This is a genomic window from Mesorhizobium sp. P2_B5, from assembly GCF_056404775.1.
In genome coordinates this window covers 216,826-230,733 of the sequence record NZ_JBFUDJ010000004.1, presented here as the reverse complement: position 1 = coordinate 230,733, position 13,908 = coordinate 216,826, and the positions used below count along the sequence as shown (strand labels likewise).

The following is a 13,908-nucleotide window of genomic DNA, read 5'->3' as shown; positions in this document are numbered from 1 at the left end:
ACGCCGGATCGCGTCTAAGCAACCGCCCTCAGCCTCTCATCCATCCGCGCACGCTCCGGCAGCGCCTCTATCGCCGCCTGCAACAATATGTCCGCCAGCCGCGCCGCCACCGGATCCAGTTCGGCGTCCTTCTGGTGCAGCACCAGCGCCATTGTCGGCAGCGCAGGCAAACCGAGCAGCTGCGGCGCCATCGCCCTGACATTGGCCGGCAGGCCGATATCGGTGCGGATGGTCAAGCCGAGCCCGGCGGCGACCGCCGCCCATATGCCGCCAAGGCTGGGGCTGGAGAAGGCCATCCGCCACGGCAGACCGGCGCGGTCCAGCGTTTCCGTCGTCACCGTGCGCAACAGGCAGGGCGCTTCCAGCGCCACCAGCGGCAGCGCCTCACCCTCGCGCAGGCTGGTCTCGATCAGCTTTGCCGGGCCGATCCAGCGCAACTGCGCATCGCCGACGTGCCGGCTGTAGGGCAGCGCCTGGCCGCTGTCCCAGGCCAGCGCAATGTCGAGATTGCCTGATGTGATCCTCTCGGCAAGTTCATAGCTGCGTCCGATCCTGGCCTCGATCTTGACCTTGGGGTGCGCGCGGGCGAAGCGCCCGAGCACCTCCGGCAACACCGCCTCGCCGAAATCTTCCTGCAGGCCAAGCCTCACCCAGCCCTCCAGTTCGACGTCGTGGATGGCTGAGGCCGCCTCGTCATTCAACTCGAGCAGCCGCCTAGCATAGCCGAGCATGGTCTCGCCGGCTTCGGTCAGCGCCAGGCCGCGGCCTGACTTGCGGAAGATCGGCGTCGCCGCCTGCTCCTCCAGCTTCTTCAGTTGCGCGCTGACCGCCGAGGTCGAGCGTCCGAGCCGGTCGGCGGCCTTGGCGAAGCTGCCGAGTTCCATGCCAGTGACGAAGCTTCTGAGGACATCAAGGTCGAAGGTTACGCGCCGCATGGAAACAATCCTGATTTCCGGGAATAATAGTCAAAAACTTCCCGATATTCGGGATGAAGTTATGGCGGTAGAGACAAGGCGTCAAGGGTCCGGAAGGGCCATTACAGGAGTTCCGCCATGTCAATTGCCGACGCAAATTGTGAGCAACGCCGGGTTGGTCGAGCAGCCGCCGTCACCGCCATTTCGAAGGCCGAACGATTTCGCGCCAATCATCGCTGGAAGGTGCTCGGCATCGGCGTTGCCGCCAATGCCAGTTTCTCCGCCACCTTCGCCGGCATACCGGCGGCAGCGGTGTTTCTGCGCTCGGGCTATCAGCTCTCCAACGGCAATCTCGGCCTCGTCCTCGGTCTCCTCGGCCTGGGCGTCGCCTTGAGCGAACTGCCCTGGGGCCTGCTCACCGACCGCTGGGGCGATCGCGGCGTGCTGTTGACCGGTCTCGGCGCGACGGCGGCCTGGCTTGCGCTGATGGCATTGTTCATCGTGCCGTCGGCGACTTATGTGCCTGGCGTTGCCATGCTGGCGGCATGCCTTCTCGCCACCGGCCTGCTCGGCGGCAGCGTCAACGGTTCCAGCGGCCGCGCCATCATGGCCTGGTTCCATGAGGGCGAGCGTGGTTTTGCGATGAGCATCAGGCAGACGGCGGTGCCGCTCGGCGGCGGGCTCGGCGCGCTGGTCCTGCCGTCGCTGGCCTCAGCCCATGGCTTCGCGGCGGTCTTCGGGCTGCTGGCCGCCGTGAACGCAGTCTCGGCGCTGTTTGCCTGGCGCTGGCTGCATCAGCCGCCGGAGGTCGACCCGGAGATCGACAATGCCGGAGGCATTGCGACGACAAAGCCGGCCGGTCCGGCGCCGCTGCGCAATGTCGAGGTCTGGCGCATCGCCACCGCCATCGGCCTGCTTTGCTTTCCGCAGGTGGCGGTGCTGACCTTCGCCTCCGTCTTCCTGCACGACTTCGCCGGCATGGGCACGCTGACGATCAGCGCCAGCCTTGCCGCGGTGCAGACCGGCGCCATGATCATGCGCGTCTGGAGCGGCCGCTTCACCGACCGCCATGGCAACCGCCGCTGGTTCCTTCGCCTCTGCAGCATGACGAGCGCGCTTGGCTTTGCGGCTCTCGGCCTGCTGGTCCTGGCGGCAGGAGCCACGCCGGGCGCGCACGCCGCGCTGATGCCGGCGATCGCGGTGCTGCTGGTCGTTGCCGGCATCTCGGTCTCGGCCTGGCATGGCGTCGCCTACACCGAGCTCGCCACGCTGGCCGGCGCCAGCCGCGCCGGAACCGCGCTCGGGCTTGCCAACAGCTTCGTCTTCATAGCCTTCTTCGTGGTGCCGACAGCCATTCCGGCATTGCTGCACATCTGGTCGTGGCCAGGCGTCTGGCTGGTCGGGGCGCTCTGCGCACTCATCGCCTGGCCGATCTTGCTGCGGCCGAACTGACCACTTTGACGGACCCGCGAACGGCGTTCCATTCCGGAGCAGTTTGAAGAAACACCATCGTTAACGTTAACCCCGCATCAAGGTTAATGCTTCATTTTGGCTCTCCAGTGGCTCAGTGGCGTTTCTGGAGAGTTCCCCGTGCATCGACGTGTCTTGAAGCGGCTGGCTGCCGTCGCCGGTGAGAAAAAACGTTCCTTCGTATCGCCATTGGTCATCGGGCTCGGCATCTGGATCGGCTTTCCGACCGTCGTCGCCTACCAGGACATGGGCAGCCTGATTTCCGGCCTCGAAGCGTCGGGCAGTCGCTGGAATTCCTATGTCGAGCGCTCCGTCGCCGGTTCGGTCCATGCCGCTGAAATGCCTTTCATCGATTCCGTCACCACCGGTTCGCTTTCGGGCTCGGGCGTGCGCCTGCCCGGCGTTGGCAAGGTCTCGTTTCGCGGCAAGGGCAATGTCGCCGGCGTCACGCCCGACGAGGACCGCATCATGCGCGCCGACAAGAAGGGCCGCATCATCCAGATCTCGCCGGTGGCGCCGCCGAAGAACTTCAATGCCGGCTCGATCTTCCAGCGCACCTCTTCGCTGCTGCGGCCGAGCATGGACAGCGGCCTGAAGCTGGCCTTCGCCAAGCCCGGCATCAAGGGCAAGGAAATCCAGATCGCCCAGGCCTTCCACACGAGGGAGGACAAGAAGCCGGATCCCGGCGTGCCGGCCATGCTTGCCGCTCTCGTCAACAATGACAGGCCGGACGTGCTGGCCACCGCCTATGCCCAGGCCGAACCCGACTACGCCAAGGCCTCGCCCTTCGAGGCGTTGCTGCAGGACGAGGAGCCGAACAGCGGGCGCTTCATTCCGCCGATGGCCAAGGGCGATCACTCGTGGATCCAGAACCCGCTGCCGGCCAGCGTCTTCTCCAAGAAAGAGCAGGCCTGCCTTGCCAACGGCATCTATTTCGAGGCGCGCGGCGAATCCGTGCGCGGCCAGGCCGCCGTCGCGCAGGTCATCCTCAACCGCGTCCGCAATCCGGCCTATCCGAACTCGATCTGCGGCGTCGTCTACCAGAACGACAACTGGCTGAACCGCTGCCAGTTCTCCTTCGCCTGCGACGGCCGCAAGAAGCGCATCGAGAGCCCCGCCAACTACAAGGTGGCGCAGGATGTCGCCATGGCGGTCACCGCCGGCAAGATCTTCATTCCGGAAGTCGGCTCATCGACCCATTATTACGCCAACTATGTCCATCCGGGTTGGGCCCGCACGATGCAGAAGATGACCAAGATCGGCCTGCATATCTTCTACCGCACCTATGGCGGCGGCTGGAGCTGAGCCCTTCGGGCTGCCGTCTGTTACGAGCCGCAAAAGCCCCCGGGCGCCGAAATCGGACGCCGGTCGCCGGACGGATTCGGGGCATGTGCCGACCCCATAGTGCCGGGCACGATGTCGCACCTCGGCAAGAGATTGATTTCATTAGAAAAAATACATGACTTTGAAGTCCCGCCCGTGGCTTGACGGGCGCGGACCCTCTAACTATGTTGCCGGCGACTTTAGAAGCGGACGGACGGTAACGGTCTGACCGGGCAGGGGGGTTCGATGGCCGACAAGAATGGGCCACACGGAACCGGAGAAACCGGCCGCGGCAGCAAGCATGAAGCCGACATCCGCGACGAAGAACTCGAGCGCCGCCGGCGCGAGCTTGGAGCATCGCTTGCGACAAGACGGCCGGATCGGCTAGAGGGGAATGACGGCGCGAAGGCGACGGCCGGATATGGCCAGGCGCTCAAGCTGTCCAGCGAGTTCATCGCCGGGATAGTGGTGGGTGTGGGCCTTGGCTGGTTTCTGGATCGTGTGGCGGGAACCTCGCCATGGGGTCTGGTCGTCGGCTTGTTGCTGGGCTTTGGCGCCGGCGTGCTCAATGTCCTGCGTTCGGCAGGTGTTGTGGCGGAATTCGGAAAAAGCGAGAAATCGCGCGATCCGAAAGAATGAACTGGCGCCGTTGATGGCGCACAAGAACACTTAAGGCCGTTCGCGGCTTTGACGGGGATGTAAATGGCTGCTGACAAGGTCGATCCGATCCACCAGTTCCATATCGTCAAGCTGATTCCGATCAACATCGGCGGCTATGACCTGTCCTTCACCAATTCGTCCCTGTTCATGGTCGCGACCGTGCTCGTCGCGTCGGCGTTTCTTTACCTGTCGACTTCAAGCCGCAGCCTGATTCCCGGGCGCCTGCAGTCGGTTTCCGAAATGGGCTACGAGTTCGTTTCCAACATGCTGCGCGACGCTGCCGGAACTCAAGGCATGAAGTTCTTCCCCTTCGTGTTCTCGCTGTTCATGTTTGTCCTTGTCGCCAACCTGCTTGGTCTTTTCCCCTACTTCTTCACCGTCACCAGCCACATCATCGTCACCTTTGGTCTCGCCGCGCTTGTGATCGGAACCGTCGTTGTCTACGGCTTCACGAAACACGGCCTGGGCTTCCTCAAGCTGTTCGTGCCGCATGGCGTTCCGGTCTTCCTGCTGCCGCTGGTGGTGCTGATCGAAGTGATTTCCTTCGTCTCGCGCCCGGTCAGCCTTTCGGTTCGTCTGTTCGCCAACATGCTGGCCGGCCACATCACGCTGAAGGTGTTTTCGGGCTTCGTCGTCAGCCTGAGCGCGCTGGGCGCCGTCGGCGTCGCCGGTTCGGTGCTGCCGCTGGCCATGGCAGTCGCGCTGACCGCCCTGGAATTGCTGGTCGCCTTCCTGCAGGCCTACGTCTTTGCCGTGCTGACCTGCATGTATCTGAACGACGCCCTGCATCCCGGGCACTAATCGAGAGTTTCCGGCATCGGTCGCCGGATGGAATTGCAACGAATTACAGATCCAAAGGAGTTTTAAAATGGACGCAGAAGCAGCAAAGTACATCGGCGCCGGTATCGCTTGCCTGGGCATGGGCGGCGCGGGCATTGGCCTCGGCAACATCTTCGGCAGCTACCTGGCGGGCGCCCTGCGCAATCCGTCGGCCGCCGATGGCCAGTTCGGCCGCCTGATTTTCGGCTTCGCCGTGACCGAAGCTCTGGGCATTTTCTCGCTTCTGATCGCGCTTCTCGCCCTGTTCGGCTGAGCACTCGAGAAGATTGGACAGGCCGGCCGCTACCCTGCGGCCATGCCTGATATCAGGGGATAGTCCATGTTCGTGACATCTGCCTTTGCGCAAGAGTCCGCACCCGCCGCCGAAGGCGCTCATACCGGCACGGAAGGCGAAACGCATTCCGGCACCGGCGTGCCCGCCGAGGCGCACGGCACGTTCCCGCCATTCGATCCGGCGACGTTCCCGTCGCAGCTTCTGTGGCTGGCGATCACGTTTGGGCTGTTCTACCTGTTCTTGAAGAAGGTGGTGATGCCGCGCCTCGGCGGCATCCTCGACGTGCGCAGCGATCGCATCACCCAGGACCTCGACCAGGCCGCCAGGCTGAAGGGCGAGGCCGACGCCGCCGTTGCCGCCTACGAGCAGGAATTGACGGAAGCCAAGGCCAAGGCCAACGCGATCGGCCAGCAGGCCAACGACGCGGCCAAGGCCGAAGCCGAAGCTGCCCGCAAGAAGGTCGAGGCCGCGCTCGACAAGAAGCTCGGCGAGGCCGAGGCCAGCATTGCTTCCATCAAGGCCAACGCCATGAAGGAAGTCGGCACGATCGCCGAGGACACCGCTTCGGCCATCGTAGAAGCGCTTGTCGGCGGCAAGACCGGCAAGGCCGAGATCGCGGCGGCCGTCAAATCCGTGGCCCGCTGAGGAGCACATCATGGACGCCACATCGCTCGCGACGCTCTGGGCCACCGTCGCCCTTATCATTTTCCTCGGCATCGCCGTCTACATCAAGGTACCGGGGCTGATGGCCAAGGCGCTCGACGCCCGTGCCGCCAAGATCAGCAACGAGCTTGATGAAGCCCGCAAGCTGCGCGAAGAGGCCCAGCAGCTGCTCGGCCAGTACCAGAAGAAGCGTAAGGAAGCCGAGCAGGAGGCCGCGGCAATCGTCGCCGCCGCCAAGCGCGAGGCAGACATGCTTGCCGCCGAAGCGCACAAGAAGACCGAGGACTATGTTGTCAGGCGCACCGCGCTTGCCGAGCAAAAGATCGGCCAGGCCGAGCGCGAGGCAGTCGCCGAGGTGCGCGCCAGCGCCGTCGACATCGCCGTCGAGGCAGCCCGCACGCTGCTTGCGGCCAAGGTCGATGCCAAGGCCGGCGCCGACCTGTTCAAGTCCGCGCTGCAGGACGTGAAGGCCAAGTTGAACTGAGCGGGGTTGAAGCCGCAAGCATGAAGCCGCCCGGGCAACCTGGCGGCTTTTTTATTGAGCGCGGATAATCTCCCCCCTCGAGGGGGAGATGTCGCCGAAGGCGACAGAGGGGGTCGGTTCGACCGGGCGCGACGCTCTTTCTGCGGCCAAGAAAGGTCAGCGCTTCATGCGCGGCGACCGCCCTCTGGCCTGCCGGACGTTCGTCGCTCGGAAAGCCAAGCAATTGGCTTTCCGTCCGCTTCGCGGACCGCTCCTCAACCCCCTCAAGGCGGGAGATTAGCCATCCAACCCGGCAAAACCCTCTTCTTCCGCCACCTCAGCCCCGCCCAGCCGGAACGGCGCGAACGACGCGCGGTGCAGCCTTGCCACCGGCCCATGCGCTTCGATCGCGGTGCGATGGCGGACCGTGGCGTAGCCCATATGGACTTCGAACCCGTAGCGCTCGTGGTGGCTGCCGCAGCCGCACATCATGCGGTCGCGCATCACCTTGGCGACGATCGAGGCGGCGGCGATCGACTGCGAGCGCTGGTCGCCCTTGATCAGCGCGCGGCCCTCGCAAATGAGACCCGGCGGTACGTCGCGGCCGTCGGCCAGCGCCAGCTTCGCCTGTATCGGCAGGCCGGCAAGCGCCCGGCGCATCGCCTCCAGGCTCGCCTTGAGGATGTTGCTGCCGTCGATGCCTTCGGCGCTCACCGAGGCCATCGACACGCCGAGCGCGGAGCCGAGGATTTTCAGGAACAGCGCCTCGCGCTGCAAATGATTGAGGCGTTTGGAATCGTCGAGGCCGTCGGGAATGTTGGCCGGATCGAGGATCACGGCTGCCGCCACCACCGGTCCGGCCAGCGGCCCGCGGCCGGCTTCATCCATGCCTGCGACAGGCCACAGACCTTCGGCCATCGCCTTCGTCTCGAAGGAGAAGTCGGGCTTCTCGACGATTTCGAAAAGAAGCGGAGAATCGGAACGCGCGCGAGCCATGTTGCGGCGAGGTTCGCATCGGCTCCGATTCTCCGCAAGTCCCTCCAGGGTCGAGTGGGGCAAGACCGGGAGGGCACCGTCTGCAGGCCGGGGGACAGGCCGGACGGGATTTCTTCGCCTGCCCAGCCAACGATGGCGGGGCAGGGATGGTCTTCAGAGCAGCATCAGCTGCTCGGTCGCATTGGCGGCGGCGACGAACTGGTCGGTCCTCAGCGTCCGCCGCTCGGCATTGAGGCCGAGCCGCTTGGCCGTAATCTCGAAGCGTCGGCCGATCTGCCAGGCATAGGGTCCGGCGCCTTTCATGCGCTTGCCCCACTCCGAATCGTAATCCTTGCCGTCGCGCATCGAACGGATCAGCGACATCACGTGCCGGTAGCGGTCGGGATAGTGGCGCAGCAGCCAGTCCTTGAAGATCGGCGCCACCTCCAGCGGCAGGCGCAGGATGACATAGCCGGCCTCGCGTGCGCCGGCTGCGCGTGCCGAATCGAGGATGCGTTCCATCTCCTGGTCGGTCAGGCCGGGGATGATCGGCGCCACCATGACCGAGGCCGGAATGCCTGCATCCGAAAGCTGCCTTATCGCCTCCAGCCGCTTGGTCGGCGTCGACGCGCGCGGTTCCATGGTGCGCGCCAGCATGCGGTCCATCGTCGTCACCGACAGCGCCACCTTGGCCAGCCCGCGTTCGGCCATGCGTGACAATATGTCGATGTCGCGCGTCACCAGATGGGATTTGGTGACGATGCCGACCGGATGGCCGCGCGCCTCCAGCACTTCGAGGATCTCGCGCATGATCCGGTATTGCTTCTCGATCGGCTGGTAGGGATCGGTGTTGGTGCCGATGGCTATGGTGCGCGGCTGGTAGCCGTCCTTCGACAGTTCCTTGTCGAGCAGCCGCGCCGCATCCGGCTTGGCAAACAGCTTCGATTCGAAGTCCAGCCCCGGCGACAGGCCCATGAAGGAATGGGTCGGCCGCGCAAAGCAATAGACGCAGCCATGCTCGCAGCCGCGATAGGGGTTGATCGAACGGTCGAAGGAAATGTCGGGCGATTCGTTGCGGGTGATGATCGTGCGCGGCTTCTCGACCTGCACCTCGGTCTTGAACGGCGGCAGTTCCTCCAGCGAATTCCAGCCATCGTCGAACACATGCCGGCTGACGGGCTCGAAGCGACCGGATGGATTGATGCCGGCCGAACGGCCGCGGTTGCGGTCCGGACGGACGCGCATGCCGCTCTGTTCGATCATCGCATTGGCCATCTCGGCTCTTCCTGCCCCGAAGGCTGCAATGTCCGCACGCACGATATGTTCCATTTTCGCCCTCTCCCAGGGACTGTCGGCCGGCTGTCGATTCGGTCTGTTCATGAAAATAATCCTATTTTGCCGATGAGAACAAAGCAAGAACTTTTTTGTTGTGCAATGCAAAACTGGCGCTGCGCCAGGCTTTCCGCTATTCGGCTAAATATGCTCAGCGTTCTTATCGAAACCCGGGATGACGAAGAGGGCCTTGCCCGCACGCTCGCCTCGCTGATCGGCGGTGCGGTCGAGGGCGTGGTGCGCGATGTCATCGTCTGCGACACCGGCTCGACCGACCAGACGCATCGTGTCGCCGATCACGCCGGCTGTCACTTCGTCGCCGGCGGCATTGCAGCCGGGATCCGGCAGGCGAAAGGCGACTGGCTGCTGTTTCTGGAACCTGGCGCGCGGCTTTCGGAAGGCTGGATCGATGACGTTGTCGCCCACACGGCGCGGCAAACCATGCCGGCGCGCTTTTCCCGTTCGCGCGGCAGCCGCGCACCGTTCCTGGCGCGGGTGCTCCGGGGAAACCGGGCGCTGGCCGAAGGGCTGGTCATCAGCAAGCGCCAAGCTTCGTCCCTGGCTAAAAGCGCCCGTAGCGCCGAGGCCATCGCTCGCGGCCTGGCGACGAAGAGGCTCAATGCCGAGATCTGGGTGGCGCCGCCGAAGTAAGGTGCTTTTGCTCGGCCGTTCGCGGGCGCCCGAAGCTTTGCCCATTCATTAGCCCGCGTGAATTTTGCGGGTGCGTTGTCTGTTGTGCATTGCACAAAATATGACACGGGGGTAGCATTCCCCTCAGTACGGGACAATTGGGTTTGGGTATTGCCGGAGCGGTGAGCAACCGACGCTGTGTCGGCTGCCGTTCATACCTGAGGACCCCGATGAACCTTTCGACCCCTGACAAATCCGGCGCCGCCAGCCTGGAAGCCATCGCTCGCAATGGCAGCCTGCTCCGCCGCATCGCTGTGCGCATCCCGACATATCTCAAGGATATGCGCGAGAACCCGGCCTGGCTGCCAATGTTCATGCTTGCCCGCACCATGCCGGCGCGCAAGCTGCACTGGCTGGGCGCCAAAGCCGCGCGCCCGGCGCAGAGTGTCGGAGCTACGATGTTCAAGGGCGTCGAGCTCAACTCGATCGTCGAAACGCTGCGCAGCGATGGGTTGTTCTCTGGTCTGGTGCTGCCGCAGGCGATCCATGAGGAGATCGCCAGCTTCGCGCAAAGCACGCCATGCTTCGGCAATTTCGATCGCCGGCTCGAATTCATGCCTGGGGATCATGCCGAGGCCGAGAAGCGTTTCGGCCGGTCCTTGCTCAGCGGCCACTATTTCGAGCGCATCCTCGGCTGCAAGGCGGCGCTCGCCATCCAGAACGATCCGCTTCTGCTCGACATCGCCCAGCACTATCTCGGCGGGCAGGCAAAGCTGATCACCACGCGCGTCTGGTGGAGCTTTCCGACCGGCGAGGCCTCCGATGCCGACAAGAACCTTGCCTCCCTCGGCAAATACCATTTCGATCTCGACGACTGGCGGATGCTGAAATTCTTCTTCTACCTGAAGCCTTGCGATGCCGGCACCGGCCCGCATGTGTACGTCAGGGGCAGCCACAACAGGCGTAGCCTCAAGCACCAGCTGACGCTGCTGGTCGGCCATCCGGCGGAAGAGGTGCTCAAGGTCTATGGCGACGACAGCCCGGTCACGCTGACCGGCGAGGCAGGTCTCGGCTTTGTCGAGGACCCGTTCGGCTTCCACATGGGCACCGTGCCGTCGCGCACGCCACGGCTGATGATGGAGGTCGGCTTCGGTGTGTCGCCGCCCTCGCGCCGCCGCTTCCACGGCGAACCGGTCATCCGCTGACCTTGATCTCCACCGGCATCCAGCGCGACTGCCGCCGGGCCATGCGGCCGTCGCGGCTCTCGGCATCATAGTCCATTGGAACCGGCTCGCGGCCGAACCGCAGTCGGTCGTCCAGCGCATTGACGATGACGATCGCTTTGGGGTCGCCGCCGTCGGTGGTCACAGCCGCGACATAGACGCCGCAGTCGCGGCAGACGAGATAGTCGGCGGTGCGCAATCCGAACCGGTATCGGTGCAGTCGGGCTTCATCCTCGACGGAGACGATCAATCGTCCCTGCGGGTCAGCGGCAGCGCGCGAGCCATGCCGGACACAGAAAGCGCATTGGCAGGCGCGGATCTCCATCTCGGATGGTTCGATGCCAGTTTCGAATGTCAGGTGGATGGCGCCGCAATGGCAGCCGCCGCGATACGTTCTCATCGGATCATTCCGCCTTGAGTGACTTGGCTGCAGACTACGCCTTAGGCAACTCGCAGGAAATGACCTCTCGAAGGCGTAGCTGCCTTTCCGCCTGACAAAGGCAGCGCTGAACCGCTAACCGCCTTGCTTTACGAGCCGGCCTTGCCGCGGCGCAAATGCTCGTCCAGGCGCGGCATGATCTCGACGAAGTTGCAGGGCATGTGGCGGTAGTCGAGCTGCGGCTTCAAAATGCCATCCCAGGCGTCCTTGCAGGCGCCGGGCGAGCCCGGCAGCACGAAGACGAAGGTGGCGTTGACGACGCCGCCTGTCGCCCGGCTCTGGACGGTGGAGGTGCCGATCTTGTCGTAGGAAATGCGGTGGAACACTTCGGAAAAGCCGTCCATGCGCTTTTCGAAGATCGGCTCCAGCGCCTCCGGCGTCACGTCGCGGCCGGTGAAGCCGGTGCCGCCGGTGGTGATGACGACATCGATCTCCTTGTCCCGGGACCATGCCAGGACCGTATCGCGGATCTTTTCACGATCGTCGGTGACGATGTCGCGGGCGGCCAGCACATGGCCGGCCTCGGTGATGCGATCGGCCAGCGTCTGGCCGGATTTGTCGTCGGCGAGGCTGCGCGTATCGGAAACCGTCAGCACCGCGATGCGCACCGGGATGAAGGGGCGGCTCTCGTCAATTTTGGCCATCGGCCCCCTCCGATGCGATGCTGCGCGTCGCTGCGACAAACCAGTCCGGTTCGCGGCTGCGGATCTCGGCCGCGGCGCGCTTGGCGACATTGCCGGTCTCGAACAGCCCGAAGCATGTCGCGCCGGACCCCGACATACGCGAGAATCCTGACCCGGCCCTGTTCAGCAGGGAAAGCGCCCTGCCGATGGGCGGCTGTATCGCCTGCGCCGGGGCCTCGAGATCGTTGCGGGTGATCTCCAGCCAGTTGCGCATACTGTGGAAGTCGAAGCTGCGCGGCAACGGCGGCAATCCTTCATTGTCGCGTTTCTCGAGCGCGTTGAAGACATCAAGCGTGGAGACGGCGACGGCGGGATTGACCAGCACCAAAGCGAGCGCGGGAAAATCCGGCACCTGTGACAGCTCGTCGCCGACACCGCGCGCGACAAGCGGTTTTGCGGAAAGACACATCGGCACATCGGCACCGAGCGTGAGACCAATCCGCATCAGTTCGGCCTCGTCGATGTCGAGTTCCCAGGTCCGGACGAGACCGCGCAGCACCGCCGCGGCGTCACTCGAACCGCCGCCGACGCCGGAGGCGGCCGGCAGGTTCTTTTCCAGCCGGATGGCAACCGGCGGCGTGCTCTGCTGGCCTGCCCGGCTGCGCAGCGCCTCGCGCGCCTTCACCACCAGATTGCTGTTGTCTATCGGCACACAAGTCGCGTAGCGGCCCGCTACGGAGAACCGGTCGCTTTCGGCAGGCTCGATCTCGACCCTGTCGCCGAAGCGGGTGAAAACGACCAGGCTCTCAAGCAGATGATAGCCGTCGGCACGCCTGCCGGTGACATGCAGCGCCAGATTTATCTTGGCGGGTGCCAGCCATGTCCGGGCTGCGGCATCCACAGTGTCGGCTGTTGACGGGATGATGCTCAGTCCTTGGCCAGGCGGTATTCGCCGGTCTTGGGATCCTTGACCAGTGTGCCGTTGGCGCCGTTGGCCGCCTGCTTTTCGGTGCGCCGCACCTTGGCCGTCACGCGCTCGGCTTCGCGGATGAAGGTGCGGTAGCCGAAATAGGCGGCGGCGCCGACAATCGCGAAGAAAATGATCTGCGGCATCTCAAAACTCCTCCCTCGCAAGGCGGCAAAGGCGGCCGATCGGGTCGGTCAGCTTGTTATGCTAGACGGTTTCCCTGCTTTTTCAAAGCCCGAAGCGCGCCCACAATGCGCGCTCTTCCGCCGCATCGATCACGCCGCTGGCGGCAGCGGCGGCGATATCGGGCGCCGAAAAGTTCGAGCCGAACAGGCCGATGCGGCCGAACAGGCCGCGCGGGGCCGTGATCAGCCGAAGCTGGGTTTTCGCCCCGAAACGGGTCTTGAGCACGGTTCGCATATCGTTCAACGCATCGACAAGGCCAAGCTCCAGCCCCTTCTTGCCGGTCCAGAACAGGCCGGTGAACAGGTCCGGATCATCCTTCAGCTTGGTGCCGCGGCGCTCCTTGACCAGGTCGATGAAGGTCTCGTGCACTTCGAGCTGCAGCGCCTTCAGGCGCTCGATATCTTCCTTCTTCTCCGGCTTGAACGGATCGAGCACCGCCTTGTTCTGGCCGGCGGTGTGGACGCGGCGTTCAACGCCGATCTTCTTCATCAGCTCGGGAAAACCGAACGAGGCCGAGACCACGCCGATCGATCCGACGATGGAGGACGGATCGGCAAAGATCTCGTCGCCGGCGACCGCGATCATATAGCCGCCCGAGGCCGCCACATCCTCGACGAAGACCAGCACCTTTTTGTTCTTCTCGACGGCGAGATCACGGATGCGCTTGAAGATCAGCCGCGACTGCACCGGCGAGCCGCCGGGCGAATTGATCGAGATGGCGACGGCCGGCGCGTCGAACAGGAACGCCTTTTCGATAAGGGCGGCCGTGGAGGCGAGCGACAGGCTCGGCCGGAACTGGCCGCCGCCGGGCATGATGGTGCCGTGCAGCCTGATGACGGGAATGGTGACGACGCTGGATCGCCAGGATTTCGGCAGCAGGCGGTTGAAAAGGCGTTTCACGAGGTGGCTGTCTCCAGTGGCAAAAG

17 protein-coding genes are annotated in these 13,908 nt (G+C 64.4%); 9 read left to right on the top strand and 8 right to left on the bottom strand.

The window, feature by feature from the left end; genetic code table 11:
* Nucleotides 1-14 precede the first annotated feature (14 nt).
* A complete protein-coding gene (locus tag AC1D1N_RS16795; RefSeq protein ID WP_477349807.1) occupies nucleotides 15-935 on the bottom strand; it encodes a LysR substrate-binding domain-containing protein in 921 nt (306 codons plus the stop codon).
* A gap of 117 nt (nucleotides 936-1,052) precedes the next feature.
* Between AC1D1N_RS16795 and AC1D1N_RS16790 the strand changes: the two genes are divergently transcribed.
* From AC1D1N_RS16790 to AC1D1N_RS16760, 7 genes are all read left to right on the top strand, one after another.
* The gene (locus AC1D1N_RS16790) at nucleotides 1,053-2,366 is read left to right on the top strand and encodes an MFS transporter (protein WP_477349805.1); all 1,314 of its coding nucleotides are present in this window, start codon (nucleotides 1,053-1,055) and stop codon (nucleotides 2,364-2,366) included.
* Between the two features lie 138 nt (nucleotides 2,367-2,504).
* A complete protein-coding gene (locus AC1D1N_RS16785; RefSeq protein ID WP_477349803.1) occupies nucleotides 2,505-3,689 on the top strand; it encodes a cell wall hydrolase in 1,185 nt (394 codons plus the stop codon).
* Between the two features lie 264 nt (nucleotides 3,690-3,953).
* Nucleotides 3,954-4,346 (top strand): AtpZ/AtpI family protein, encoded by a 393-nt coding sequence (locus tag AC1D1N_RS16780; protein ID WP_112567037.1) that lies wholly within the window; start codon nucleotides 3,954-3,956, stop codon nucleotides 4,344-4,346.
* A gap of 63 nt (nucleotides 4,347-4,409) precedes the next feature.
* Nucleotides 4,410-5,168, top strand: coding sequence for a F0F1 ATP synthase subunit A (locus AC1D1N_RS16775; RefSeq protein WP_112567034.1), 759 nt, complete (start codon nucleotides 4,410-4,412; stop codon nucleotides 5,166-5,168).
* A 67-nt stretch (nucleotides 5,169-5,235) separates the two neighbouring features.
* Entirely contained in the window at nucleotides 5,236-5,460 is a 225-nt protein-coding gene (locus AC1D1N_RS16770) for a F0F1 ATP synthase subunit C (RefSeq protein ID WP_006206606.1), read from the top strand.
* A 66-nt stretch (nucleotides 5,461-5,526) separates the two neighbouring features.
* Complete coding sequence (locus AC1D1N_RS16765) at nucleotides 5,527-6,126, top strand: F0F1 ATP synthase subunit B (RefSeq protein WP_477342287.1); 600 nt, start codon at nucleotides 5,527-5,529, stop codon at nucleotides 6,124-6,126.
* Between the two features lie 10 nt (nucleotides 6,127-6,136).
* Nucleotides 6,137-6,628: a F0F1 ATP synthase subunit B gene (locus AC1D1N_RS16760; RefSeq protein WP_477342289.1), complete on the top strand. Its 492-nt coding sequence runs from the start codon at nucleotides 6,137-6,139 to the stop codon at nucleotides 6,626-6,628.
* A gap of 276 nt (nucleotides 6,629-6,904) precedes the next feature.
* On the opposite strand, the gene AC1D1N_RS16755 is transcribed toward AC1D1N_RS16760, so the two are convergent.
* Both AC1D1N_RS16755 and AC1D1N_RS16750 read right to left on the bottom strand, forming a co-directional pair.
* On the bottom strand, nucleotides 6,905-7,603 hold the full coding sequence (locus AC1D1N_RS16755) for a ribonuclease HII (protein ID WP_477349800.1): 699 nt from the start codon (nucleotides 7,601-7,603) through the stop codon (nucleotides 6,905-6,907).
* Between the two features lie 153 nt (nucleotides 7,604-7,756).
* Nucleotides 7,757-8,911, bottom strand: coding sequence for a PA0069 family radical SAM protein (locus tag AC1D1N_RS16750; protein WP_352584514.1), 1,155 nt, complete (start codon nucleotides 8,909-8,911; stop codon nucleotides 7,757-7,759).
* Between the two features lie 150 nt (nucleotides 8,912-9,061).
* Here AC1D1N_RS16750 and AC1D1N_RS16745 point away from each other — a divergent pair, with 150 nt between their 5' ends.
* Together AC1D1N_RS16745 and AC1D1N_RS16740 are read left to right on the top strand one after the other, a co-directional pair.
* Entirely contained in the window at nucleotides 9,062-9,565 is a 504-nt protein-coding gene (locus AC1D1N_RS16745; protein WP_352584516.1) for a glycosyltransferase, read from the top strand.
* A gap of 209 nt (nucleotides 9,566-9,774) precedes the next feature.
* Nucleotides 9,775-10,749 carry a hypothetical protein gene (locus AC1D1N_RS16740; RefSeq protein WP_436258828.1) on the top strand — a complete coding sequence of 325 codons (975 nt, stop codon included), beginning with the start codon at nucleotides 9,775-9,777 and terminating at the stop codon, nucleotides 10,747-10,749.
* Here AC1D1N_RS16740 and AC1D1N_RS16735 read toward each other — a convergent pair.
* From AC1D1N_RS16735 to AC1D1N_RS16715, 5 genes are all read right to left on the bottom strand, one after another.
* On the bottom strand, nucleotides 10,739-11,167 hold the full coding sequence (locus tag AC1D1N_RS16735) for a GFA family protein (RefSeq protein ID WP_477349798.1): 429 nt from the start codon (nucleotides 11,165-11,167) through the stop codon (nucleotides 10,739-10,741). The two genes, AC1D1N_RS16740 and AC1D1N_RS16735, sit on opposite strands and share 11 nt — an antisense overlap.
* 128 nt (nucleotides 11,168-11,295) lie before the next feature.
* Nucleotides 11,296-11,850, bottom strand: coding sequence for a molybdenum cofactor biosynthesis protein B (gene moaB / locus AC1D1N_RS16730; protein ID WP_112567011.1), 555 nt, complete (start codon nucleotides 11,848-11,850; stop codon nucleotides 11,296-11,298).
* Nucleotides 11,837-12,730, bottom strand: a complete 894-nt coding sequence (locus tag AC1D1N_RS16725; RefSeq protein WP_477349796.1) for a 4-(cytidine 5'-diphospho)-2-C-methyl-D-erythritol kinase — start codon at nucleotides 12,728-12,730, stop codon at nucleotides 11,837-11,839. The genes moaB and AC1D1N_RS16725 overlap by 14 nt, the downstream gene beginning before the upstream one ends.
* A gap of 26 nt (nucleotides 12,731-12,756) precedes the next feature.
* On the bottom strand, nucleotides 12,757-12,942 hold the full coding sequence (locus tag AC1D1N_RS16720; RefSeq protein WP_112567004.1) for a hypothetical protein: 186 nt from the start codon (nucleotides 12,940-12,942) through the stop codon (nucleotides 12,757-12,759).
* A gap of 82 nt (nucleotides 12,943-13,024) precedes the next feature.
* Nucleotides 13,025-13,882, bottom strand: coding sequence for a S49 family peptidase (locus tag AC1D1N_RS16715; protein ID WP_112567001.1), 858 nt, complete (start codon nucleotides 13,880-13,882; stop codon nucleotides 13,025-13,027).
* Nucleotides 13,883-13,908: the final 26 nt, after the last annotated feature.